This window comes from Pseudomonas sp. efr-133-TYG-5, assembly GCF_030209175.1.
Taxonomy (GTDB): Bacteria; Pseudomonadota; Gammaproteobacteria; order Pseudomonadales; family Pseudomonadaceae; genus Aquipseudomonas.
Genome location: NZ_JARVSM010000001.1, coordinates 569,457 through 593,139 on the forward strand (window position 1 = coordinate 569,457; position 23,683 = coordinate 593,139).

Here is a 23,683-nt window from a genome sequence, read left to right on the forward strand (position 1 = left end):
TCACGCCGGTGCCTTCAGATCGACGCCCAGGGCCTGGGCGAACGCCTTGACCAGCGGACTGCGCACCGTGTTGTGCCGCAGGATCAGACTGAACGGCGTGACGATGTTGATCCGCTCCGGCAACACCGCGCGAAACTCTCCCGCCGCGACCAGTGGGGCGGCGTAATGCTGAGGCAGGAACCCGACGAAGCGCCCGGTCTTGATCAACAGTGCCACCGCTTCGACCTGGGTCGCGGACGCGGAAAAACTGTCGTAGCGCGCGTAGTTGAGCTTGTCCCGGTGGATCGCGTAGCGGTGGTTGACGCACTCATAGTCCTGCAGCACATTGCCGCTCATTTGCGCTTCGGGCAGGGTGAACAACGGATGGCCGACGGCGCAGTAGACTTGCGAGCATTCTTCATACAGCGGGTAATAGTCAAACTCCTCGCGACGTTGATAAACCGGAACAATCCCAGCCACCAGGCGCCCCTCAACTACGCCGCGCTCAACTTCATCCAGTTGTGACGCTTGAAGTTGAAACCTTACTTTTGGTGAATGTTCATTCAAGTGCCTTAACGCTGCAACTAACGGTGAATTGGCATCACTGATCGTATTATCAATTACACCCACACCAAGGTCGCCGATAAGTTCATTCTGCGCAGAACTAAGCCGATCTCGAAAGTTGTCGACAGAAGCAAATAGATCAATTGACGCCTGATACACCAGACGCCCTTCTTCGGTCAGGTGAAAGCCCTCCCGACCACGCGTGCACAAGCGCATGCCGATACGGATTTCCAGGTCGGAAATCTGTTTGCTGATGGCTGCCAGGCCCACATTCAGCTCGTTCTGCGCGGCGCTGAAACCGCCCGCCTCGACCACCGCTTTGAACACCTTGAGCAGTTTGAAGTCCAGTCCGCTGAGGGCCAACGGGGCGCGCTGCACCGTTTTCGGCGGCGGGTTTCCGGAATTGGAAAGTGGGGTTTCCATAATGCTGATTTACCTCTGGCGCAATGTTCAACAATCTGTGTCCAACAACAAAAACATCGCCGACCAATAATAATGAACACAGAAAACAAGGCTTGGCAACTGCCACAAAATCCAGAACATCAGTGCCATGACACTGATCTCGAAACATCAAAAGCTGACACTTCGATCAGCTCTCGCGACATTGCAACTGCCCTCTTGAAAACTGCTTTGGCCTGAGTCCGCGCACTGATTTTTCAGGCGGTTTGTGCAGGCCATGCACCCGATTTCAGTTCGCGTTACCGACGAGGAAAACAACCAATGTCTCAAACCACCGACCGTCTCTGGGGCGCCCGTTTCAAAAGCGGCCCTTCCGCCGCCCTGGCGGCCCTGTCGCGTTGCCCCGAGCGCTATTTCCGCCTCACCCCGTACGACCTCGCCGGGTCCAAGGCCCATGCCGGCGAACTGCTGCGTGCCGGTCTGCTGGACGAGCAGGAAACCCGCACGATGATCGAAGCCCTGGACGGCATCGGCGTCGATTTCGCCGCCGGGCGTATTGCCCCGACGCTGGACGATGAAGACGTGCACACCTTCATCGAGCGCCTGCTCACCGAACGCCTCGGCGCGCTGGGCGGCAAGCTGCGCGCCGGCCGCTCGCGCAACGACCAGACCGCCAACGACCTGCGTCTGTTTCTGCGCGACCATGTGCGCACCCTGGCGGTGGAAGTGCTGGCCCTGCAGCAGGCACTGGTGGGCCAGGCCGAGCAGCACATCGACAGCATCTGCCCCGGTTTCACCCACTTGCAGCAGGCGCAACCTATCGTGTTCGCCCATCACCTGCTGGCGCACGCGCAATCGATGCTGCGTGACGTGCAACGGCTGGTGGACTGGGACGCGCGCACCGCGCTGTCGCCACTCGGTGCCGCCGCCATGGCCGGTTCCGCCATCGTCCGCCAGCCGCAACAGTCGGCCAGGGAAATGGGCTACGCCGGGGTCTGCGAGAACTCCATCGATGCGGTGGCCAGCCGCGACCACGTCGCCGAATTCCTGTTCATCGCCAGCATGCTCGGGATCAACATCTCGCGCCTGGCCGAAGAGTTCTGCCTGTGGTCGTCGCGCCAGTTCCGCTGGGTGGACCTGGACGACGCCTATGCCACCGGCAGCTCGATCATGCCGCAGAAGAAAAACCCCGACATCGCCGAACTGGCCCGGGGCAAGGCTGGCCGTCTGATCGGCAACCTGACCGGTTTGCTCTCCACCCTCAAATCCCTGCCGCTGTCGTACAACCGCGACCTCAGCGAAGACAAGCACGGCGTGCTCGACAGCGTCGACACCCTGCTGCTGGTGCTGCCGGCGATGGCCGGCATGGTCGCGACCATGCGCGTCAATGTTGAAGAGCTGCGGCGTCAGGCGCCGCTGGGTTTCACCCTCGCCACCGAGGTCGCCGACTGGCTGGCGGTGCGCGGCGTGCCGTTCAAGGAAGCCCACGAGATCACCGGCGCGTTGGTGCAGGCCTGTGAAAGGCATGGCATCGAATTATGGCAAGCCTCGCCGGCGCTGCTGGCCGAGATCGATGCACGCCTGACCGCAGATGTGCGCGACAGCCTCACCCTGGAAGCCGCCATCGCTGCCCGCAGCGGTTGGGGCGGCACCGCGCCGCAACAAGTGCGCGAGCAGATCGGCCGCCTGAAAACCGCCCTCGCCGCGCAGCAACAGTGGACCGAAAACTACCAGGGCTTCCGCCTCTAACGGCCATGGCACATAACGTTGTGGCAGCGAGCTAGCTCCGGGGGGCGTTCCGACGAATGCGGTGTGTCATTCAACCTCGATGTCGCCTGACACGGCCTATTCGTCGGAACGCCGCCCGGAGCAGGCTCGCTCCCACAGTGATCGTGTTGGATTTGAAAGTACAGTTCGGAGAAACACCATGAGCCAGACCCAGGCAGAACGTCTCCAGGCGGAGCGCAAACTGGCGGAAAACCAGTTCGACATCACCCAGTACCAGCATGTGCCACGGCGCTATTACGGGCGGATTTTCTTCGCCACGCTGATCGTCATCGCCATCCTCGGCCTGGTGCGCGCTTTCGCCGAAGGCAAGATCGAATGGTCGTACATCGGCCAGTTCCTCACCTCCCAGGCGATCATGTGGGGCCTGTTCAACACCATCGTCATGGCCGTGCTGGCGATGGCGCTGGGCATTGTCTTCGGGGTGATCACCGCGATCATGCGCATGTCGGCCAACCCGATCCTGCGCTACGTGGCCGTGACCTACACCTGGCTGTTCCGCGGTACGCCGCTGATCCTGCAATTGCTGCTGTGGTTCAACCTGGCGCTGATCTTCCCCACCATCGGTATTCCCGGGCTGTTCGAACTCGACACCGTCAGCCTGATGACACCGTTCGTGGCTGCGTTGCTGGGGCTGAGCATCAACCAGGGCGCCTATACCGCCGAAGTGGTGCGCGCCGGCCTGCTCTCGGTGGACACCGGCCAGTATGAAGCCGCCAAGTCGATCGGCATGCCGCGCCTGCAAGCATTGCGGCGGATCATCCTGCCGCAGGCCATGCGCATCATCATTCCGCCGGTCGGCAACGAATTCATCGGCATGGTCAAGATGACCTCCCTGGCGAGCGTGATCCAGTACTCGGAACTGCTCTACAACGCGCAGAACATCTACTACGCCAACGCCCGGGTCATGGAATTGCTGATCGTCGCTGGCATCTGGTACCTGGCCACCGTCACCGTGCTGTCCTTCGGTCAGAGCCGCCTGGAGCGTCGTTTCGCTCGCGGCGCCGGCAAGCGTTCTTGAGGAGTCGAACATGAGAAGCATCGTCAAGGCCGTCAGCCTGAACAAGTATTACGACCAGTACCACGCGCTCAGGGACATCAACATCGAAGTCGAGCAAGGCGAAGTGCTGTGCATCATCGGCCCGTCCGGCTCGGGCAAGAGCACCCTGCTGCGCTGCGTGAACCAGTTGGAGAAGATCGACAAGGGTGGCCTGTGGGTCGACGGCGAGCTCGTCGGTTACCGCGTGGTCGGCAACAAACTGCACGAACTCAACGAATCGCAGATTGCCCGCCAGCGCTTGGCCACCGGCATGGTGTTCCAGCGCTTCAATCTGTTCCCGCATATGACCGTGCTGCAAAACATCATTGAAGGCCCGTGCCAGGTGCTCAAGCGCTCGCCCAAGGAGGCGCACGAAGAAGCCCTGGAACTGCTGGCCCGGGTCGGTCTCGCCGACAAGTGCAACAGCTACCCCATCGAACTCTCCGGCGGTCAGCAGCAACGGGTGGCCATCGCCCGCGCGCTGGCCATGCGACCGAAGCTGATGCTGTTCGATGAACCTACTTCGGCACTCGACCCGGAACTGGTCGGTGAGGTGCTGTCGGTGATGCGCGACCTGGCGCAGACCGGCATGACCATGATCGTCGTCACCCATGAACTGGGCTTCGCCCGGGAGGTTTCCAACCGCATGGTGTTCATGGACGGCGGGCAGATCGTGGAGGCTGGAAGCCCCGAAGAAATACTAATAAGTCCGCAAAACCCGCGCACCCAAAGCTTCATTTCTGCCGTTCGAACCTGAGGCCCCTTTGGCCTTCACAACACTCATAAGAGAACGTCCATGAAGAACTTCGTCATTCCAGCAGTACTCACCGCCCTCATGTCCTGCGGTTTCGCCGTGGCCGCCGAGTTGCCGGCCAGCATCAAGGAAAAAGGCGAGATTGTTGTCGCGATCATGCCCAATTACCCGCCGATGGATTTCAAGGACCCGGCCACCAATACCCTCACCGGTCTCGATTATGACCTGGGCAACGCGCTGGCCGAGCGCCTGGGCGTGAAGATCAAATGGCAGGAAACCGGCTTCGAGCAAATGATCAATGCGCTGACCACCGACCGCGTCGACCTGGTGCTGTCGGGCATGACCGACACCGCCGAGCGCCAGGCCAGCGTGACCTTCGTCGACTACTTCACCAGCGGTCCGCAGTTCTACACCTTGCAGAAGAACGCCGCGACCAACGAAATCATCGACCTGTGCGGCAAGAAAGTCGGCACCAGCCGGCGCACCACGTTCCCGGCGGAAATCGCCGCGTGGAGCAAGGAAAACTGTGAAGCGGCAGGCAAACCGGCGATCAACGTGATCGGCACCGAAGGCTCGGCCGACGCCCGCGCGCAACTGCGGCAGAGCCGGATCGACGCGGCCATGCAGGGCAGCGAGACGCTGTCGTACCTCAAGACCCAGGAAAAGGACATGTACAAGACTGTCGGCCAGCCGATCTCCGTGCAGTTCACCGGGTTGGGTGTGAGCAAGAAGAAACCTGAGCTGAGCGAGGCGGTGAAAGTCGCGTTGCAAAGCATGGTCGATGACGGCAGTTATAACGCGATCCTGAAGAAGTGGGATCTGGAGCTGGGTGCTATCAAGGAAGTGACCATCAACGCGGGCAAGTAATCCGGTCAGCGCCACCTTTCCATTGTGGGAGCGAGCCTGCCCGCGAAGTCAGTGTGTCATTCACCAGTGATGTCGACTGACATGGCCTCATCGCGAGCAAGCTCGCTGCCACAGGTACAGCGTACGTCCCTACATGTGTGGAGCGCCCAATGCTCAGTTCCCCCCAACCCACCTGGCCCGACCAGCACAAAGCCTGCCTCGCGCTGGCCTTCGACCTCGACGGCCCGACCGGCGATGCCATGCTCAATGGCTCGATCTGGCGCAAACCCGAGTATTTCGGCTTCGGCGGCTACGGCCCGTATCGCGCCCTGCCGCGCCTGTTGGATCTGCTCGACGCCTTCAACATCCCGACCACCTTCTTCGTCCCCGCATGGGTCGTGGAGAACTGGCCGAAACAATGTCAGGCCATCGTCGAACGCGGTCATGAAGTCGCTTACCACGGCTACCGGCACGAGTCTTTCTACGCCCTGACGCTGGACCAGCAGCAGGCCGTGATGAACAAATCCCGCGACGTCTTCTGGCAGTACCTGCACATCCGTGCCGAGGGTTTTCGCACCCCGTCCGGTGACTGGCGCGCCGAGACGCCAGCGATGCTCGCCGACAACGGCGTCGTCTATTCCAGCAGCATGCGCGGCGACGACCGTCCGTATCTGGTCAACGTCCCCGGCCGCGACACGCCGCTGGTGGAGATCCCCGGGCGTTGGGAAATGGACGATTACGCCTCCCTGGCCTACACCCGCGCGCCGAATTTTCCGTCCGGGCTGGATCGCACCGCCAGTTACCAACTGACCCTCGACAACTGGCAGCGCGAGTACGACGGCGCGATGGACGAAGGCCTGTGCCTGACCACCCTGTTCCACCCGAAAATCACCGGCAAACCGGGGCGCATCCTGTTGCTGGAGCAACTCTTCGCACACATGCGCCAGCGCGATGACGTGTGGTTCGCCACCTGCCGTGACGTCGCCCGCTGGTGGCTCAAGGAGCATCACCATGGCTGATTCCCACGTCTGGCCACACGGCAAGCGCTGCGCAGTGGTGCTCACCGTCGACTACAACGACATCCACGGCATTCTCACCCAGGCCCCGGAAGTCGCCGGCCGCGACAAGACCCTGTCGGTGTGGCGCTACGGCACCCAGCGCGGCGTCGAGCGTTTGCTCGGTCTGTTCAGGGAACTCGGGGTGCGCAGCAGCTGGTTCGTGCCCGGCATCGTTGCCGAGGAAAATCCGCAGCACCTCGCCGCGATTCTGGCTGACGGCCATGAAATCGCCAGCGCCGGCTACCGTCATCAGGACTACGACACGCTGGATCTGACCGCACAAAGCGCGGACGTCGCCAAGGGGTGTACTGCGTTGCACGCATTGACCGGCGTGCGTCCGACAGGTTTTCGCCTACCTGCCGGCAACGGTGCTCCGGGCTTCATCCACGCCTTGAAAGATCACGGCATTCGCTGGTCGTCATCATGGCGCGGCGATGATCTGCCGTTCTTGCACCCGACCGCACCCGAAGTGGTCGAGTTGCCGCTGCATTACGAACTGGAAGACGAACCTTATTTCGCCTTCAACCTGAGCCCGGCCGTGCCGCCGGCGCAATCGCGGATCGCCTCCTACAGCCACACCCTGGGCAACCTGCAAATGGACTTCGCCGGATTCCACCGCTTCGGCCTGTGCTACGTGCTGCGCCTGCACCCGGAAATCATCGCCACGCCGGGGCGCATCGGTGTATTGCGCGAGTTGCTGCAAGGCATTGTGCAGCATGACGACGTGTGGATCGCCACCGGCGCCGAAGTCGCGCAATGGTGGACGCAGACAGCGGCGCCGGTCGCGCAGGATCATCCGGCATCGGTGTATGAGCGCCATTATCGGGACAACCTCGTATGACGGAACGCATGCAGCGGCTGGCGCAGTTCTGCGTCGGGACCCGCTTTGAAGACCTGCCGCCGGCGTTGGTGGAACAGGCCAAGCGACACATTCTCGACACCTTCGGCGCGGCGCTGGCCGGGGCCGACAGTGCGGTGGCGCTGCAGGCGCGGCAGGTGTTCGGCGCCGAGCCGGGCACCGCACTGGTCTGGGGTTCGTCACTGCGCGTCGGCGCGGGGCATGCGGCGTTGCTCAACGGCATCGCCGCGCATGCGCTGGAGCTGGACGACACCGGCGGTTGCGATCACTCCGGCGCGGTCGTGTTGCCGGCGGTGATGGCGGCGCTGTCGCTGGTGGATCGCCCGGTGGACGGTCGCGAATTCATCACCGCCGTGGTGATCGGTTACGAAATCGGCCGACGAGTGCTGGAGGCTTGCGGCAGTTATTCGGCCCACAACGGCGCCGGCTGGCACTCCACCGCCACCTGCGGCGTGTTCGGCGCGGCAGCAGCCTGTGCGCGGATCCTGGCCCTGGATGTCGGGCAAACCGTGTCGGCGCTGGGCATCGCCGGCAGTTTCAGCGGTGGCTTATGGGCGTTCATCCATGACGGCTCGCAGAGCAAAAAACTGCACAGCGGGCGGGCGGCCGAGGGTGGTCTGCTCGCGGCGCGTTTTGCTCGCGAAGGCGTCAGCGGGCCGTCGGTGCTGTTCGATGATGTCTGGGGTGGCTTTCTCAAGACCCTGGCACCGGGCAGTGCGCAGCCGGATGCGCTGGATGCCGAATTGGGCGGCGTGTGGAAACTCGCGCGCTGTTCGCTCAAGCCATACGCCGCGTGTCGTGGCACTCATTCGGCGATCGATGCACTGGGGTTGTTGCTGGAGCAATTGCAGGTCGGCGCGGATCAGGTGGAAGACGTCCAGGTGAACCTGTGCGGTTTTCTGCTCGACATGTGCGGCGGTCGCGACATCCACAGTCTGGCCGCCGCGCAGATGAGCCTGCCCTACGCCCTCGCCGCACGGCTGGTGCTCGGCCATTGCCGGCTCGAGGCTTACGAAGAAGAACCGCGCAACGATCCGCGCATGGCTCACTGGTTGACGCGCATTCGCCTTGAAGTGGATGAGCGACTGTCGGAGGATGGCGAGCCGGTGGTCGTTGTTCGCACCCGCGACGGGCGTCAGGTGAGCCTGTGTGTCGAGGTGCCGCTGGGGGCGCCGGGCAATCCGTTGAGCGAGGCGGCGCTGGAGGAGAAGTTTTTCAGTCTGGCGTTGCGGGTCATTTCACCGCTCAAGGCCGAGCCGTTACTGGCGCAGTTGCGGCAACTGCAAACGCTGGCTTGCGTGCGCGACCTTGAGCACCTGTTAACCGAATAAGGACATTTGATTGACCGTGGCCACCTACTCGCTCGTTATCCGCCGCCTGATGATCGTCTCGCTAACCATCGTGGTCAGCCGGGCGATCACCAGCCCGCTGCTGACGCTGTTCCTGAGCAACAAGCTCGGCCTCAACCAACAGGACGTCGGGTTGTTGCTGGGCATCGCGGTGTTCATCGCCACCCTGCTCGCCCTCTACGGTGGTTACATCATCGACCGCCTGGAAAAGCGTCGGTTGCTGATCCTCGCGATGCTCTCCAGCGCCATCGGTTTCGTCTTGCTGACCTTCGCCAAAGACCTGTACCTGACCACCGTAACCCTGGTCATCACCGAAACCGCGTCGGCGCTGTTCCTGATCGGCTCCAAGGCGATCCTCAGCGAAAACCTGCCCATGGGCCAACGGGCCAAGGCGTTTTCCCTGCGCTACACCTTGACCAATATCGGTTACGCCACCGGTCCGATGCTCGGTGTGGTGATCGCCGGGGTGTATCCGATTGCGCCGTTCCTGATTGCCGCTGCCATCGCGTTCGGCAGCATCTTCCTGATGATCGGCATCCCCCGGGACGCCAGCCCGGTCGCCGCCATCGGCCAGCCACAAAGCTTCCTGAAAACGCTGGTCACCCTGAAAAATGACCGCACGCTGATCATGTTCACCTGCGGTTGCCTGCTCAGCACCGTGGTCCACGGGCGCTTCACCCTGTACCTGTCGCAGTACCTGCTGGTGGTCGAGGATTCACAACGCGCATTGCAGACCATGGCCGCCCTGCTCGCCTGCAATGCCATCGCGGTGATCCTGCTGCAATACCAGATCGGCCGCTTCCTCAATCGGGAAAAACTGCGCTACTGGATCGCCGCCGGCACCAGCCTGTTCATCCTCGGCCTGATCGGCTTCAGCCTGGCCGACAGCCTGGTGACGTGGTGCATCGCGATGTTCATCTTCACCCTCGGCGAGATGATCATTTACCCGTCGGAATTCCTCTTCGTCGACACCCTGGCCCCGGAAGAACTGCGCGGCAGCTATTACGGCGCGCAGAATCTGGCCGCGCTGGGCGGCGCGCTGAGCCCGGTGATCTGCGGCTTCCTGCTGATGCACACGCCGGCACCGACCATGTTCTACGCCCTCAGCGCACTGACTGCGATGGGCGGATCGCTGTGCTTCATGAGCGGGCGACGCGTGGCCTTACTTCACAAATAATGCATTGAAACTGCATTTATATGAATTTGTCAGCATCGTGATTGCTTGGCACACTGTGCGCGTTCCTCCCCCAATAGTTGGAACCTTCGAAGGACTTTCCGCGTTACGGACAAGTCCTTTTTTTTGCCCCGGATTTGTTCAAGAGGAACGCTCTGCATGCTCGCCCGCTGGTTGCCCGCCGCCATCAACACCCGCCCCACCGAATGGAGCCGCGCCGCCATCGGCATGGCGCTGGGCACGTTGTTCAGCGTGTGGGCGTGCAGTCAGGTGTTCGGCATCGAGGTGGCCTACCACCTGATCGGCCCGCTGGGTGCCTCGGCGGTGCTGCTGTTCGCGGTATCCTCCGGCGCCCTCGCCCAGCCGTGGTCGATCATCGGCGGCTACCTGTGTGCGGGTGTCGTCGCGTTGCTGGTGGCCCATGTGCTCGGCCGCACCCTGGGCAGCGCCTGCCTCGCGGCGGGGATTGCGCTGATCCTGATGTGCTGGCTGCGCTGCCTGCACCCGCCGGCCGGCGCCGTCGCATTGACCCTGGTGCTGGCCGATCCGATGACCATCGCCATGGACTGGAAAGCTCTGGAACCGGTGATGCTCAGCGCCGCCTGTCTGCTGCTGGCCGCACTGGCGTACAACAACCTGACCCGCATCCGCTACCCGAAACGCCCCGCCGAACCCGCGCCCGCCGTGGCCCCCGTCGATATTCAGGCGATCACGGCCGAGGATCTGAAACGGGCGCTGGCGGACATGGAGGCATTCATTGATGTCACGCCGGAAGATCTGGAGCAGTTGATCCATGCCAGCGAACTGCACGCCAAGCGGCGCAGTATTGGCCAGGTGTTCCGCTGACCGAATCGTTTCCTGCCTCGGCAATTGAAGAGGCTGTGCTCGCGCATGCTTCCGACAAAAGGCCGTTGGCCAACCTTGCCAAATCATCTGGAGTAACTAGATTTAATTTCTGTACCGCACAGAGTTGTCTGCCTTTCACTAAGAAGTCTGGCTCGCTGTAACGCCCAGTAGCGATGACATTGGAAGTCTGGCTATGAAGAAACGCTCAACGTCGTTGAGAAGCGAGCTGGCTTTGCGCTTTGATTGAACCGTTCCCTTCAGGAAACACCGCATTGCCCGCGTAACCTGTTGTCCGCTCAATGCCCTGCCTGTTGCACGCAGGTACGTGTGTTCCTCGCCAGCTCCAGAAAATCTGGTGGTTTTCGAATCTCTGATTTCGAGATCTGCGAGAGGAACGTTTCATGAGCGACCCACTGCTGCAATTGCTGCGCACGCCCTTGTTCGAACCCGGCAAGCGCCATCGTCTTTCCCTACGCGAATACATGGATCTGAACATCGATCGCATGCGCGCCATTTTAAGCGGTGGCCACATGGACAACGCCATGTGGCTGGGCCAACCCTGTCAGTCCGATTTCCGCCTGTTGCTGCAACGTGCCGGTTACCTGGGCGCTTATGACTATTCCCTGATTGCCAGCATCGTCGATCACATGATTGCCGGCGACGCCTTGCTTGCTCATGGCGATGATCGCCAGGTGCGTGACTACCGTGAAGAAATCAACCGACTCGGTGCTGTCTATGCATTCGGTTGCACGGAAATCGCCAGGGGTTCGGAAGTGGGCAACCTGCAGACCACGGTCAGCCATGACGCGCAAAACCGTTGCCTGATCCTTGACTCGCCGTCTGCGCAAGCCTGCAAGTTCTGGATCGGCAACGCCCTGCACGCAGCCCAGGTGGTCATGGTCCTGGGACGGCTGATCGTCAATGGCGTGGATGAGGGGCTGCACTGGTTCCGAGTGCGCATTCGCGAGAACGAGAACGGCCCGTTGCTGCCGGGCGTGCGCATGACCACCTGCGATCCGAAGGGCGGCATTCATGCCAATCAGGTTGCCGGCATCCGCTTCTGTGCAATGAAACTGCCGCTGGACGCGATGATGCAACGCTATGCCCGATTCTCGCCGGACGGCGTCTTCAGCAGCGACATCATGCGCAAGGAGCGCCTGACGTCCGCGATGCAGACATTCATTCAGGAACGCCTGTTCCTCATTGCTGCCGCTTGCGGAGCGGCCAGCCTGTGCGTCCACCTGGGGTATCGTTTCGCTTGCCATCGACAGGTCAAGAATGCCGAAAACCACCAGCCACTGCTGACCCGGGCCCTGTTTCGACAACGGTTGTATGTCGAGCAACTCAAGGTCCTGGCGCTGAAGCTGCTTGAACAGGCGGTCCTGTCCCGGTTCGAGGAAATGTGGAGTCAGCCGCAGAAGCGCACCGAGTTGCATATTCTCGCCGCCATCGCCAAAAGCGTCGGCACCTGGCTGGGGCTGGACGTCATCCGGGCAATCCGCCAGCTCTGTGGATCCCAGGGGTTTCACCATGACAACCAGATCGTCACCTTGTGCATGGATCACGAGATCAGCACCACGTTCGCCGGTGACAACAGCATCCTGTGCGCTCAGGTCGCCAGGGACGCCATCACCCGACCACGGCTTGCCTCCCGCAACATCGCCCAGCGCATCGAGTCGCGCATCGTTGATCAATGCCGCGATCGTGCTGACTTTTCCCACCGCCAGGCCGTGGCACTCACCTACGCCCGGGCGCTGGACCTGATACTCGTCGAAGGCGAACGCAACCGGCTCGTTTCGCCCGCAACGCTGCAGGACATCGTCCATGTCTTTTCCCCGGTTTTGCACCCTTGGGGCCTGGCGGTCGCTGGCGACGAACTGGAACTGCACGCTACAGAAGCCCGGCTCGGCGAGATCCACGAGCTGCTCAAGCCACCGCCGGAGCTGGTCACTGCCACCCTCGACCAAGCCAATTACGTCGAGCGTTTCACGGCTGCACTCTACGAGGAGGCGTGAGCATGGCCATCCATTCTTTTCCGGACTTCTCCGACCGCGACACCATCCAGAACCCCTATCGGGCCTACGCGTACCTGCGAACGCATCAACCGGTCTATTGGTGCGACCCCTTGCATGCCTGGTTTCTGACCCGCTATGCCGATGTCCACGCCGCCCAGGCCGATACCCGACGCTACTCTTCAAACCGTATGCGGCAACTGGTCGACACCCGCGTATCGAAAGAACAACGCGAGCAACTCAACGTCTTCGTCCGCCTGGCCTCGCAATGGATGTATTCCCAGGATGGAGACGCTCACAAGGCCAGTCGTCAGTTGCTGGGCAAGGCATTCACACCTCGCGCCATTGAGTCGTTGCGCCAGATCATTCAGGCCATCACCGATCGAGAGCTGGCCGGCCTGCACGGCCAGGTCGACCTCAAGGCCAGTCTTTTCGACCGGATTCCCGCGCTGATCCTGGCCCAGCTCTACGGCATCGATCGCGAAGATGCCCTGAAACTGCGGCGCTGGACGCGGGACATCGTGATGTTTCTCGGCGGCAGCCACGATCCCGACTATGGCCCCGAACAGGCACTAGCAGGGATTGAAGAGATGTACGCCTACTTTGCCGACCTCGTTGAAAAGCGCCGCCGCGAACCCCGGGACGACCTGGTCAGTCGGGTGCTTGAGTCGAGTCTGGAAAGTGCGGCGAGCGATGACGAGGTACTGGCGCAGATCGTCTTCATTCTGGTTGCCGGTTACACCACCAGCGCTGACCAACTCTGTATCGGCCTGCTGCACTTGCTCGAACACCCGGCGCAGCATGCGGCCCTCAAAGACGATCCGGCCCTGGTGAACCTGGCCGTGGAGGAAATGCTGCGCTTCGATGCCGCCGGTTCATTGAGCCATCGAGTGCTGACGCAAGACGTCACGATCGCAGGCGTCACGATGAGGGCGGGAGACCTGGTCTACCTGATACGTGCTTCGGCCAACCGCGATCCGGCGAAATTCACGGACCCTGACACCTTCGATATCCGTCGAACCGACCATGACCATCTGGCATTCGGCCGTGGTCAGCACTTCTGCATGGGCACGGCGCTGTTCCGACTGGAAGCGGAGATCGTATTTACGTCCCTGCTCAAGCGCTTTCCCGATTTGGCTCTTGTCGCGGACAACCCTGCGACCTGGCGCAACAGCAACCTTCAATTCCGGGGTTTGAAGGCACTTCCGATCAATCTTGGGAAAGGAGTCTGAGCATGGAATTTCGACGTGTGTTTTCTGCCGCCCCCTGGGAATCCATCGCCGGCTACTGCAGAGCCTTGAAGGCTGGCAATACCTTGCTGGTGGGCGGCACGGTGGCATTCGATGCTGACGGCAGGCCCTTCAAGCCGGGCGACGCCTATGCCCAGACGCGGCGCTGCCTGGAGATCATCGAACAGGCGCTCAAAGAACTGGGCGAGGATCGCACGCGCATCATTGCAACCCGCATGTACACCAGCAATATGGATCTCTGGCCGCAAATCGCCCAGGCCCACAAGGAGTTCTTTGACCAACATCCACCCACCACCATGCTGCTGGAAGTCGCCCGATTGATCGGCCCTGAATTCGTCATCGAGATTGAGGCAGAGGCCCGCTCGACCGAGGATCGCAGTCATGAATGAGGCCTCTTTGACTGTAGAGGGCGCCAGAGCAGCGTTACGCCAGGCACAAGTGACCCGCGTACACGACATGGCGATCGAAAGTCAAGCTCGCCGATTGCCGCTGCGCCTTTACCGGCCTGCGGGCAAGGGGCCTTTTGCCGTCCTGGTGTTCTTCCATGGTGGTGGCTGGGTCACGGGCGACCTGGATACCCATGATGGTTTCTGTCGACTGATGTGTGACTGGGCTGGCTGTGCGGTAGTCGCCGTTGATTACGCCCGCCCTCCGGAACACCTGTTTCCGGCAGCCCTGGATGATTGCTGGACAGCCTTGCAATGGGTCGCACGGCAGGGTCGCGAGCATGACCTTGATCCTTCGAGCATCGCGGTCGCCGGCGGTGGCTCCGGCGGGACCATGGCCGCGGTCATCAGTCAGCGCGACTCGATGCAGGAAAGACCGTGTCTCGGCTTTCAGCTGCTGCTTTACCCCTTGCTCGATTGCCACACCGAATACCCCTCCCGCGAGCAATTCGCGCAGGGCCATGGCCTGACCACAGAGATGCTCGAATGGTATCTCGGCCACTATCTGCCGCCCGGCACATCGCGCGCCGATCCGCAGTTATCCCCCCTGCTTTACGACGCGTTGCACGGGCTGCCCCGGACGCTGATCGTCACCAGCGAACTCGACATTCTGCGCGATGAAGGCCGTGCCTATGCAGCGAGATTGCGTGCAGCCGGTGTGACCGTCGAACACCTGGAATTTCAAGGCATGCGCCATGGTTTCATGAACCATCCTGCGGCGCATGATGAGGCCAGGCAGGCACTGCTGTCATGCGTCCGCTCGCTGCAGGCGCAGTTTCGCAGGGAGTGACAGCCGGTGCTGCGCTGAGCGGGAGCTCCCCCCGCTCAAGATCAGGCAAAAATGCAGACAGCCCCTGCACATATCCCGGTTGTACATGGCAAATTTGCACTGTTACGATCGACCAACGCTCGCGCGCGAGCTTCTCGAATAAAGACAATAAAAGCAGGGAGTTAGAGATGACTGCTCAGGCTTCATCGCCACGGACTTCGTCCATGGATGCTACGCAAGACACCGTGCTGGCCGAGGTCCGCAATCACATCGGGCACCTGACCCTCAACCGCCCCGCCGGCCTCAACGCCATCACGCTCGACATGGTCCGCCAGCTGCAACGGCACCTGGACGCCTGGGCCGGCGATGCCGCCGTGCATGCCGTGGTTCTGCGTGGGGCTGGCGAAAAGGCCTTCTGTGCCGGCGGCGACATTCGTTCCCTGTACGACAGTTTCAAGAGTGGCGACACCCTGCACGAAGACTTCTTCGTCGAGGAATACGCCCTTGACCTGACTCTCCACCACTACCGCAAACCGGTGCTGGCGCTGATGGACGGATTCGTTCTCGGCGGTGGCATGGGCCTGGTGCAAGGCGCCGATCTGCGCGTGGTTACCGAGAACAGCCGTCTGGCGATGCCGGAAGTGGCGATAGGTTATTTCCCGGATGTCGGCGGCAGTTATTTCCTCTCGCGGATTCCCGGCGAACTGGGGATTTACCTGGGTGTCAGCGGCGTGCAGATCCGTGCAGCCGATGCGCTGTATTGCGGCCTGGCCGACTGGTATCTGGACAGCAGCAAACTCGGCACCCTCGACGAGCAACTCGATCAGCTGCAATGGCACGACACGCCGCTCAAGGATCTGCAAAACCTGCTGGCCCGCCACGCCGTGCAAACTCTGCCGGATGCGCCGCTTGAAGCCTTGCGTCCTGCTATCGACCATTTCTTCGCCTTACCTGACGTGCCGAGCATCGTCGAGCAACTGCGCGCCGTGACCGTCGCCGACAGCCATGCCTGGGCCACCACCACCGCCGACCTGCTGGAAACCCGCTCGCCGCTGGCGATGGGCGTGACCCTGGAAATGCTCCGTCGCGGTCGCCAGTTGAGCCTGGAACAGTGCTTCGCCCTCGAACTGCACCTGGATCGCCAGTGGTTCGAGCGCGGCGACCTGATCGAAGGCGTGCGCGCCCTGCTGATCGACAAAGACAAATCACCACGCTGGAACCCGCCGACGCTCGCCGCGCTGCACCCCGAGCAGGTGGCGAGTTTCTTTCACGGTTTCGCTGAGAGCGGGAGCTGAGCCATGCACGATCTCGAATTGACTGAAGACCAGGTAATGATCCGCGACATGGCCCGGGATTTCGCCCGTGGCGAAATCGCCCCCCACGCGCAGGCCTGGGAAAAGGCGGGCTGGATCGACGATGCGCTGGTGGCGAAGATGGGCGAACTCGGCCTGCTCGGCATGGTGGTGCCGGAAGAATGGGGCGGCACTTACGTCGACTACGTGGCCTATGCGCTGGCGGTGGAAGAGATTTCCGCCGGTGACGGCGCCACCGGTGCGTTCATGAGCATCCACAACTCGGTTGGCTGCGGGCCGGTGCTCAATTACGGCAGCGAAGCACAGAAGCAGACCTGGCTGGCGGATCTGGCCAGCGGCGCGGTGATCGGCTGCTTCTGCCTGACCGAGCCCCAGGCCGGCTCCGAGGCGCACAACCTGCGCACCCGCGCCGAACTGCGCGACGGCCAGTGGGTGATCAATGGCGCCAAGCAATTCGTCAGCAACGGCAAGCGGGCGAAGCTGGCGATCGTGTTTGCCGTCACCGATCCTGATCTGGGCAAGCGTGGGATCTCGGCGTTTCTGGTGCCGACTGATACACCGGGTTTCATCGTCGATCGCACCGAACACAAGATGGGCATCCGCGCGTCCGACACCTGCGCGGTGACGCTGAACGACTGCAGCATTCCCGAAGCCAATCTGCTCGGTGAGCGTGGTAAAGGCTTGGCGATTGCCCTCTCCAACCTCGAAGGCGGCCGCATCGGCATCGCCGCCCAGGCGCTGGGCATCGCCCGTGCGGCGTTCGAAGCGGCGCTGGGTTACGCCCGTGATCGGGTGCAGTTCGGCAAAGCGATTGTCGAGCACCAGAGCATTGCCAACCTGCTGGCCGACATGCAGATGCAGATCAACGCGGCGCGTTTGATGATCCTGCACGCGGCGCGGTTGCGCACGGCAGGCAAACCGTGTCTGTCGGAGGCGTCGCAGGCCAAGCTGTTCGCTTCGGAAATGGCTGAGAAGGTGTGCTCGTCAGCGATTCAGATTCATGGCGGGTATGGCTATCTGGAGGATTACCCGGTGGAGAAGTATTACCGGGATGCGCGGATTACCCAGATTTATGAGGGGTCGAGCGAGATTCAGCGCATGGTGATTGCGCGGGAGTTGAAGAACTACCCACTCTGACTGATCGCCCCCACGCCATGCGTGGGGGCGAACGCTGTTACTTGCCTTGGAACTCGGCGGGCCGCTTGGCAATGAATGCCGCCATCCCTTCCTTCTGATCCTGCGTCGCAAACGCCGCATGGAATACACGACGTTCGAAGCGCACGCCTTCAGTCAGGTTGACTTCGAACGCACGGTTGACGCTCTCCTTGACCATCATCGCAATCGGCAACGACTTGCTGGCAATCAGCGCGGCGACCTTCAGCGCTTCATCGAGCAGTTCATCGCTCGGCACGATCCGCGCAACGATGCCACAGCGCTCGGCTTCCACCGCATCGATCAAGCGCCCGCTCAGGCACATTTCCATGGCCTTGGCCTTACCCACGGCACGGGTCAGGCGCTGGGTGCCGCCCATGCCCGGGAGCACGCCGAGGTTGATTTCCGGCTGGCCGAATTTGGCGTTGTCGCCAGCCAGGATGAAGTCGCACATCAGTGCCAGCTCGCAGCCACCGCCCAGGGCGAAGCCGTTGACCGCTGCGATGATCGGCTTGCGCCGGTTGGCCACACGGTCGCTGTCGCTGAACAGGTCGTCCAGGTAAATCTGCGGATAGGTCAGCTCGGCCATTTCCTTGATGTCGGCACCGGCGGCGAAGGCTTTTTTCGAGCCGGTGATGACGATGCAACCGATATTGGCATCGGCTTCCAGGCCATCGAGGGCGTGGTTCACTTCGCTGACCAGTTGCGCGTTGAGGGCATTCAGCGCCTGCGGGCGATTGAGGGTGATCAAGCCGACGCGGCCGTGGTTTTCTAGCAAAATCGTTTCGTAACTCATGTGCAGATTCCTTCTCAAAGATTGCGCGAAATGACCATGCGCTGAATATCGCTGGTGCCTTCGTAGATCTGGCAGACCCGCACGTCGCGGTAGATCCGCTCCAGCGGGAAGTCGTTGAGGTAACCGTATCCGCCGAGGGTTTGCAACGCCATCGAGCAGACTTTCTCGGCCATTTCCGAGGCGAACAGCTTGGCCATCGACGCCTCGACCAGGGCCGGCTGACCGCTGTCACGCAGTGCGGCGGCGTAATGCACCATTTGCCGGGCCACGGCGATTTGCGTCGCCATGTCGGCCAAACGGAATGCCACGGCCTGATGTTCGATGATCGGCTTGCCGAACGTGTCACGTTCGCGGGCGTAATCGCGCGCCGCTTCGAACGCGGCACGGGCCATGCCCACTGCTTGCGAAGCGATGCCGACGCGGCCGCCCTCGAGGTTGGCCAGGGCGATCCTGTAGCCCTCGCCCTCCTCGCCCAAGCGGTTGGCCACCGGCACTTTGACGTCTTCGAAGAGGATCTGGCAGGTGTCCGAGGCGTGCTGGCCGAGCTTGTCTTCGACCCGGGCGACGGTGTAACCCGGTGAATCGGTCGGCACGATGAACGCGCTGATCCCACGTTTGCCGGCACTCGGATCGGTTACCGCAAACACGATCACAATCCCGGCGTTCTGCCCGGAGGTGATGAACTGCTTGCAGCCGTTGAGCACGTAGTGATCGCCCTCCAGCCGGGCGCGGGTCTTCAGGCTGCTGGCGTCGGAGCCGGCCTGCGGTTCGGTGAGGGCGAACGCACCAAGCATCGCCCCACTGGCCAGCGGCTTGAGGAAGCGTTCGCGCTGGTCGTCGTTGCCGAACTTGAGGATCGGCACGCAACCGACCGAGTTGTGCACGCTCATGATCGTCGAGCAGGCACCGTCGCCGGCGGCGATTTCTTCCAGGGCCATGGCATAGGCCAGGTAGCCGGTGTCACAACCGCCCCACTGCTCCGGCACCAGCATGCCGAAGAAGCCCAGCTCGGCCATTTCGCCGATGGCTTCCTTGGGAAAGCGGTGTTCGCGATCCCACTCGGCGGCGAACGGTTTCAGCCGTTCCTCGGCAAACTGCCGGGCCATGTCGCGGATCTGGGTTTGGTCTTCGTTGGCAATCATGGTGAGTCCTTACTTCAGGTTCATTCACACATCCCGTGGGAGCGAGCTTGCTCGCCAATGCGGTGCGTCATTCAACTCGAATGCTGGCTGACACGACGCCTTCGCGAGCAAGCTCGCGCCCACTAGAATTGGCGTTTGCTTCAATAGACGCATTCCACGGCCATCGCCGTGGCTTCACCGCCGCCGATACAGATCGCCGCAATCCCACGCTTCAGGTTTTTCTGGCGCAGGGCCGAGAGCAAGGTCACCAGAATCCGCGCACCCGAGGCGCCGATCGGATGGCCCAGCGCGCAGGCGCCGCCGTGCACGTTGAGCTTGTCGTGGGGAATTTCCAGGTGAGTCATCGCCGCCATCGCCACCACGGCGAACGCTTCGTTGATCTCGAACAGGTCGACCTCGTTCAGCGCCCAGCCGGTTTTCTTCAGCAGCTTCTTGATCGCGCCAATCGGCGCCACCGGGAACAGCCCCGGGGTGTCAGCGAAGGCTGCGTGGCCGTGAATCACCGCCAGTGGTTTGAGCCCCTGTTTCTGCGCTTGCGACTGGCGCATCAGCACCAGGGCGGCAGCGCCGTCGGAGATCGAACTGGAGTTCGCCGCAGTCACGCTGCCGCCTTCGCGGAAGGCCGGTTTCAACGAGGCAACCTTGTCCAGCTTGGCTTTCGGTGGTTGCTCGTCATTGCTGATCAGCACTTGTTCCTTGCCGACGGTCACGGTCAGCGGAACGATCTCGGCCTTGAAACTGCCGTCCTTGATCGCCTGCTGGGCGCGGGTGGTCGAGGCGATGGCGAAGGCGTCCTGCGCCTCGCGGCTGAAACCGTTGGTTTCGGCGCAGTCTTCGGCGAAGGTGCCCATCAGGCGACCCTTGTCGTAGGCGTCTTCGAGGCCGTCGAGGAACATCGAATCGAGCACCCGGCCATGGCCCATGCGGTAGCCGCTGCGGGCGCGATCAAGCAGGTATGGCGCGTTGGACATGCTTTCCATGCCACCGGCGATCACCACGTCGGCGCTGCCGGCCAGTAGCATGTCGTGGGCGAGGATGGTGGTTTCCATGCCGGAACCGCACATCTTGTTGACGGTGGTGCAGCGGGTCGACTTGTCCAGCCCGGCGCCCAGGGCCGCCTGGCGTGCCGGTGCCTGGCCGAGGCCGGCGGGCAGTACGCAACCGAACAGCACTTCGTCGACGGCATCGGCGGCGACACCGGCCCGTTCCACCGCCGCCTTGATCGCAGCGGCGCCGAGTTGCGGCGCGGTGAGGCTTTTCAGCTCGCCCTGGAAGCCCCCCATCGGGGTGCGGACAGCGCTGACGATGACAATCGGATCGTTGGCAATGGTCATGGGAAATCCTCCTTACTTGGCGGCCATGCGCAAGGCACCGTCGAGACGGATTACCTCGCCGTTGAGCATGCTGTTTTCAATGATATGCCGCACCAGCGCGGCGTATTCGGCCGGTTTGCCCAGGCGCGGCGGGAATGGCACGCCGGCGGCCAGGGAGTCGCGCACTTCGGCGGTCATGCCGGCCATCATCGGCGTTTCGAAGATACCCGGGGCGATGGTCATCACACGGATGCCGAAGCGCGCCAGTTCACGGGCGGCAGGCAGGGTCAGGCTGGCAATTGCGCCTTTTGACGCGGAATACGCGGCCTGGCCGATCTGCCCGTCGAACGCCGCCACCGAGGCGGTGTTGATGATCACGCCGCGCTCGCCGTCGGCGTTGGCTTCGCCTTCGGCCATCGCTGCCGCCGCCAGGCGCAGCATGTTGAAACTGCCGATCAGGTTGACGTTGATCACCTGGCTGAAACTGGCCAGGGCGTGCGGACCGTTCTTGCCGAGGATCTTCTCGCCCCGGACGATACCCGCGCAATTGACCAGGCCATTGAGGCTGCCAAAGGCTGCCACGGTCGCCTGTACGGCGGCTTCGGCGGCGGCTTCGTTGCTGATGTCGGCGACCACGCTCTGCGCACCGAGGCGCTGGGCCTGGGCGGCGACCGCTTCGGCATTCATGTCCACCAGCATCACTTTGGCGCCGGCCTCAACCAGCACCTCAGCGGTGGCTGCACCGAGGCCGGAGGCGCCGCCGGTGACGATAAAAACCTTGTTCTCGATCTGCATGACTGACTTCCTGATTCAAGCTGAAACGTTGTGCGCCGCGGCCTCTTGAGCCTTGGCGATTTCCTGGTTGCGCAAGATAAAGCGCTGCAATTTGCCACTTGGGGTCTTGGGCAATTCGCTGACAAATTCGATTTCCCGCGGATACGAATGCGCGGCCAGACGCTTGCGCACGTGCTGGCGCAGCTCCTCGGCCAGCGCGGGTTCGGCGCGGTATTGCGGGTTGAGCACGACGAATGCCTTGACCAGTTCGGTGCGCTCCGGATCGGGTTTGCCGACCACCGCGGCCTCGACGACCGCCGGGTGTTCGATCAGGGCGCTTTCCACGTCGAACGGGCCGACCCGATAACCGGACGTGGTGATCACGTCATCGCTGCGGCCGACGAAACTGATGCTGCCGTCCGGGTTCCACTCCACGGTGTCGCCACTCAGGTAATAGTCACCGACGAAGGCTTTGGTCGGCGCCCCGGCATAACCGGCGAACCAGCACATGGGCGACTGCGTACGGTCGATGGCGAGGATGCCGGGCTGGCCGACGCCGAGTTCATTGTGCTGTTCGTCGAGCACCACGATGCGATGCCCCGGCGAGGCGAAACCGGCGGCGCCGAGGTGGATCGGGTGGTCGAGGCCGTGGTGGTTGCACAGGATCATGCCCAGTTCGGTCTGGCCGTAATGGTCGTGAATGACCACGCCGAGGTTATCGGCGAACCAGCGGATCACTTCCGGGTTCAACGGCTCGCCGGCGCTGCTGACAATGCGCAGCTTGCCCTTGATCGATCTGGCGAATTCGTCACCGCCGGCAATCAGCAAGCGGTACGCCGTCGGCGAGCCGGTGAGATTTGTGATGCCGTATTTATTGATCACGCGGCAAGTGCTTTCGAGGGTGAACGGGCCATCGTAGAAGGTGATCGGATGCCCCAGCGCCAGCGGCCCGGTGACGCCGAAATAAATGCCGTAGGCCCAGCCCGGATCGGCGACGTTCCAGAACGCATCTTCCGGGCGCAGGTCCACGGCATCGCGGGTGTAGCTCTGGAACGCGACAATGGCCTTGAGCGGCACCGCCAGCGCTTTCGACGGCCCGGTGGTGCCCGAGGTGAACATCAGCAGGAACGGGTCTTCGCCGGTGAGCATGACCGGTTCGCAGACATTGGCCTGGTTGGGCACTTCGGCCCAGAAACTGAAATCGCCGCGAACGATGCCCTGGCCCTTGGCGCCGCCGACGGTGACCACGGTCGGGCAGTCGGCGACTTCGCTGAGTTTCGCCCGGTTGACCGCGTCGGTCACCACCACTTTGGCGCCGGAACTGTGCAGTCGATGCTCAAGAGCCTTGGGCCCGAACGCGGTGAACAGCGGTTGATACACCGCGCCGATGCGCCAGGTGGCGAACACCGTGATCAGCAATTCGATATTGCGCGGCAGCAGGCCGGCAACCCGGTCACCCTTCTGCACGCCCTGGGCGAGCAGGAAATTGGCGAAGCGCGCGGCCTTGTCCTGCAGGTCGCTGAAGGTGTACGTCGCACTGCTGCCGTCGCGACCTTCCCAGAACAGCGCGATGCGCCCGGGCAAGGCATGGCGGTCACAACATTCGACGCAGGCGTTCAGCGCCTCCAGTGAGCCGCTGAGTGCGGCGTCCACGGTGTGCTGATAGTTGAACTGGGTGGTAGCAGACAAGTAATCGCGCATTGCCAGAATCCCTCTGTGTTTCTTATTAGGTTGGGGGAACCGTAAACAACACAGGGATACTCGCTCCGCACGGGGGCTGCGGCAATGGTCAAAGCTTTCAATGTGGATGACTGGTTTGGCCAAGAACAAGCGGACTGCGGTTGCATCAAAGCCATCTGCGAATCACATCTTGATAATTAACCAATGTAGCCAATAAGAACTTGCCTTGTTAGTTTGCCGCAGCATTAATCAACTCCAATGTTCAGCACTTTAAAACCGATCCTGCCAGGGAGGCAGCATGTTGCCCAATACAAACAAGTTCGACACCCAAGCGTTCATCTTCCAACAATCGATCAGCAAACAGTTTGCTGATCGCCCGACACT

Annotated in this window: 21 protein-coding genes; 15 read left to right on the forward strand and 6 right to left on the reverse strand. The window is 62.2% G+C overall.

Features of this window, described 5'->3' with window-relative positions; translation table 11 throughout:
* Positions 1 to 966, reverse strand: coding sequence for a LysR family transcriptional regulator (locus QRN70_RS02495; RefSeq protein WP_285415640.1), 966 nt, complete (start codon positions 964 to 966; stop codon positions 1 to 3).
* A 297-nt stretch (positions 967 to 1,263) separates the two neighbouring features.
* Between QRN70_RS02495 and argH the strand changes: the two genes are divergently transcribed.
* The 15 genes from argH (at position 1,264) to QRN70_RS02570 (ending at position 17,579) form a co-directional block, all read left to right on the forward strand.
* A complete protein-coding gene (argH, locus tag QRN70_RS02500) occupies positions 1,264 to 2,691 on the forward strand; it encodes an argininosuccinate lyase (RefSeq protein WP_285415641.1) in 1,428 nt (475 codons plus the stop codon).
* Positions 2,692 to 2,869: 178 nt separating this feature from the next.
* Complete coding sequence (locus QRN70_RS02505) at positions 2,870 to 3,748, forward strand: amino acid ABC transporter permease (protein ID WP_285415642.1); 879 nt, start codon at positions 2,870 to 2,872, stop codon at positions 3,746 to 3,748.
* Positions 3,749 to 3,758: 10 nt separating this feature from the next.
* Positions 3,759 to 4,523, forward strand: coding sequence for an amino acid ABC transporter ATP-binding protein (locus QRN70_RS02510; RefSeq protein ID WP_285415643.1), 765 nt, complete (start codon positions 3,759 to 3,761; stop codon positions 4,521 to 4,523).
* A 39-nt stretch (positions 4,524 to 4,562) separates the two neighbouring features.
* Positions 4,563 to 5,387: an ABC transporter substrate-binding protein gene (locus tag QRN70_RS02515; RefSeq protein WP_285415644.1), complete on the forward strand. Its 825-nt coding sequence runs from the start codon at positions 4,563 to 4,565 to the stop codon at positions 5,385 to 5,387.
* A gap of 149 nt (positions 5,388 to 5,536) precedes the next feature.
* Positions 5,537 to 6,385, forward strand: a complete 849-nt coding sequence (locus QRN70_RS02520) for a polysaccharide deacetylase family protein (protein ID WP_285415645.1) — start codon at positions 5,537 to 5,539, stop codon at positions 6,383 to 6,385.
* Positions 6,378 to 7,265: a polysaccharide deacetylase family protein gene (locus QRN70_RS02525; RefSeq protein ID WP_285415646.1), complete on the forward strand. Its 888-nt coding sequence runs from the start codon at positions 6,378 to 6,380 to the stop codon at positions 7,263 to 7,265. Before QRN70_RS02520 ends, QRN70_RS02525 begins: the two co-directional genes overlap by 8 nt.
* Positions 7,262 to 8,614 carry an MmgE/PrpD family protein gene (locus QRN70_RS02530; protein ID WP_285415647.1) on the forward strand — a complete coding sequence of 451 codons (1,353 nt, stop codon included), beginning with the start codon at positions 7,262 to 7,264 and terminating at the stop codon, positions 8,612 to 8,614. Before QRN70_RS02525 ends, QRN70_RS02530 begins: the two co-directional genes overlap by 4 nt.
* A 16-nt stretch (positions 8,615 to 8,630) precedes the next feature.
* Positions 8,631 to 9,809, forward strand: coding sequence for an MFS transporter (locus tag QRN70_RS02535; protein WP_285417991.1), 1,179 nt, complete (start codon positions 8,631 to 8,633; stop codon positions 9,807 to 9,809).
* A 156-nt stretch (positions 9,810 to 9,965) separates the two neighbouring features.
* On the forward strand, positions 9,966 to 10,652 hold the full coding sequence (locus tag QRN70_RS02540) for an HPP family protein (RefSeq protein WP_285415648.1): 687 nt from the start codon (positions 9,966 to 9,968) through the stop codon (positions 10,650 to 10,652).
* 401 nt (positions 10,653 to 11,053) lie between these two features.
* The gene (locus tag QRN70_RS02545; RefSeq protein WP_285415649.1) at positions 11,054 to 12,667 is read left to right on the forward strand and encodes an acyl-CoA dehydrogenase family protein; all 1,614 of its coding nucleotides are present in this window, start codon (positions 11,054 to 11,056) and stop codon (positions 12,665 to 12,667) included.
* A 2-nt stretch (positions 12,668 to 12,669) separates the two neighbouring features.
* On the forward strand, positions 12,670 to 13,896 hold the full coding sequence (locus QRN70_RS02550; RefSeq protein WP_285415650.1) for a cytochrome P450: 1,227 nt from the start codon (positions 12,670 to 12,672) through the stop codon (positions 13,894 to 13,896).
* 2 nt (positions 13,897 to 13,898) lie between these two features.
* Positions 13,899 to 14,303, forward strand: a complete 405-nt coding sequence (locus tag QRN70_RS02555) for a RidA family protein (RefSeq protein WP_285415651.1) — start codon at positions 13,899 to 13,901, stop codon at positions 14,301 to 14,303.
* Positions 14,296 to 15,150, forward strand: coding sequence for an alpha/beta hydrolase (locus QRN70_RS02560; RefSeq protein WP_285415652.1), 855 nt, complete (start codon positions 14,296 to 14,298; stop codon positions 15,148 to 15,150). Before QRN70_RS02555 ends, QRN70_RS02560 begins: the two co-directional genes overlap by 8 nt.
* Positions 15,151 to 15,317: 167 nt before the next feature.
* A complete protein-coding gene (locus QRN70_RS02565) occupies positions 15,318 to 16,424 on the forward strand; it encodes an enoyl-CoA hydratase/isomerase family protein (RefSeq protein WP_285415653.1) in 1,107 nt (368 codons plus the stop codon).
* 3 nt (positions 16,425 to 16,427) lie between these two features.
* Positions 16,428 to 17,579, forward strand: a complete 1,152-nt coding sequence (locus QRN70_RS02570) for an acyl-CoA dehydrogenase family protein (RefSeq protein ID WP_285415654.1) — start codon at positions 16,428 to 16,430, stop codon at positions 17,577 to 17,579.
* 37 nt (positions 17,580 to 17,616) lie between these two features.
* Here QRN70_RS02570 and QRN70_RS02575 read toward each other — a convergent pair whose 3' ends face one another.
* The 5 genes from QRN70_RS02575 to QRN70_RS02595 all read right to left on the reverse strand — a co-directional run bounded on the left by QRN70_RS02575 (position 17,617) and on the right by QRN70_RS02595 (position 23,320).
* Positions 17,617 to 18,390, reverse strand: coding sequence for an enoyl-CoA hydratase (locus QRN70_RS02575; protein ID WP_285415655.1), 774 nt, complete (start codon positions 18,388 to 18,390; stop codon positions 17,617 to 17,619).
* Positions 18,391 to 18,404: 14 nt separating this feature from the next.
* Positions 18,405 to 19,532, reverse strand: coding sequence for an acyl-CoA dehydrogenase (locus QRN70_RS02580; protein WP_285415656.1), 1,128 nt, complete (start codon positions 19,530 to 19,532; stop codon positions 18,405 to 18,407).
* Between the two features lie 140 nt (positions 19,533 to 19,672).
* Positions 19,673 to 20,866 carry an acetyl-CoA C-acyltransferase gene (locus tag QRN70_RS02585; protein WP_285415657.1) on the reverse strand — a complete coding sequence of 398 codons (1,194 nt, stop codon included), beginning with the start codon at positions 20,864 to 20,866 and terminating at the stop codon, positions 19,673 to 19,675.
* A 12-nt stretch (positions 20,867 to 20,878) separates the two neighbouring features.
* Entirely contained in the window at positions 20,879 to 21,640 is a 762-nt protein-coding gene (locus QRN70_RS02590) for an SDR family NAD(P)-dependent oxidoreductase (RefSeq protein ID WP_285415658.1), read from the reverse strand.
* 15 nt (positions 21,641 to 21,655) lie between these two features.
* Complete coding sequence (locus QRN70_RS02595) at positions 21,656 to 23,320, reverse strand: AMP-binding protein (protein WP_285415659.1); 1,665 nt, start codon at positions 23,318 to 23,320, stop codon at positions 21,656 to 21,658.
* Between the last annotated feature and the right edge of the window lie 363 nt (positions 23,321 to 23,683).

Excerpts from the sequence above, each read along its gene's own strand:
- QRN70_RS02540 (WP_285415648.1), top strand. The coding sequence starts at position 9,966 with ATGCTCGCCCGCTGGTTGCCCGCCGCCATCAACACCCGCCCCACCGAA.
- QRN70_RS02555 (WP_285415651.1), top strand. The coding sequence starts at position 13,899 with ATGGAATTTCGACGTGTGTTTTCTGCCGCCCCCTGGGAATCCATCGCC.
- QRN70_RS02530 (WP_285415647.1), top strand. The coding sequence starts at position 7,262 with ATGACGGAACGCATGCAGCGGCTGGCGCAGTTCTGCGTCGGGACCCGC.
- argH (WP_285415641.1), top strand. The coding sequence starts at position 1,264 with ATGTCTCAAACCACCGACCGTCTCTGGGGCGCCCGTTTCAAAAGCGGC.
- QRN70_RS02590 (WP_285415658.1), bottom strand. The coding sequence starts at position 21,640 with ATGCAGATCGAGAACAAGGTTTTTATCGTCACCGGCGGCGCCTCCGGC.
- QRN70_RS02580 (WP_285415656.1), bottom strand. The coding sequence starts at position 19,532 with ATGATTGCCAACGAAGACCAAACCCAGATCCGCGACATGGCCCGGCAG.
- QRN70_RS02515 (WP_285415644.1), top strand. The coding sequence starts at position 4,563 with ATGAAGAACTTCGTCATTCCAGCAGTACTCACCGCCCTCATGTCCTGC.
- QRN70_RS02565 (WP_285415653.1), top strand. The coding sequence starts at position 15,318 with ATGACTGCTCAGGCTTCATCGCCACGGACTTCGTCCATGGATGCTACG.
- QRN70_RS02525 (WP_285415646.1), top strand. The coding sequence starts at position 6,378 with ATGGCTGATTCCCACGTCTGGCCACACGGCAAGCGCTGCGCAGTGGTG.
- QRN70_RS02595 (WP_285415659.1), bottom strand. The coding sequence starts at position 23,320 with ATGCGCGATTACTTGTCTGCTACCACCCAGTTCAACTATCAGCACACC.
- QRN70_RS02570 (WP_285415654.1), top strand. The coding sequence starts at position 16,428 with ATGCACGATCTCGAATTGACTGAAGACCAGGTAATGATCCGCGACATG.
- QRN70_RS02560 (WP_285415652.1), top strand. The coding sequence starts at position 14,296 with ATGAATGAGGCCTCTTTGACTGTAGAGGGCGCCAGAGCAGCGTTACGC.
- QRN70_RS02520 (WP_285415645.1), top strand. The coding sequence starts at position 5,537 with ATGCTCAGTTCCCCCCAACCCACCTGGCCCGACCAGCACAAAGCCTGC.
- QRN70_RS02550 (WP_285415650.1), top strand. The coding sequence starts at position 12,670 with ATGGCCATCCATTCTTTTCCGGACTTCTCCGACCGCGACACCATCCAG.
- QRN70_RS02495 (WP_285415640.1), bottom strand. The coding sequence starts at position 966 with ATGGAAACCCCACTTTCCAATTCCGGAAACCCGCCGCCGAAAACGGTG.
- QRN70_RS02505 (WP_285415642.1), top strand. The coding sequence starts at position 2,870 with ATGAGCCAGACCCAGGCAGAACGTCTCCAGGCGGAGCGCAAACTGGCG.
- QRN70_RS02545 (WP_285415649.1), top strand. The coding sequence starts at position 11,054 with ATGAGCGACCCACTGCTGCAATTGCTGCGCACGCCCTTGTTCGAACCC.
- QRN70_RS02585 (WP_285415657.1), bottom strand. The coding sequence starts at position 20,866 with ATGACCATTGCCAACGATCCGATTGTCATCGTCAGCGCTGTCCGCACC.
- QRN70_RS02575 (WP_285415655.1), bottom strand. The coding sequence starts at position 18,390 with ATGAGTTACGAAACGATTTTGCTAGAAAACCACGGCCGCGTCGGCTTG.
- QRN70_RS02510 (WP_285415643.1), top strand. The coding sequence starts at position 3,759 with ATGAGAAGCATCGTCAAGGCCGTCAGCCTGAACAAGTATTACGACCAG.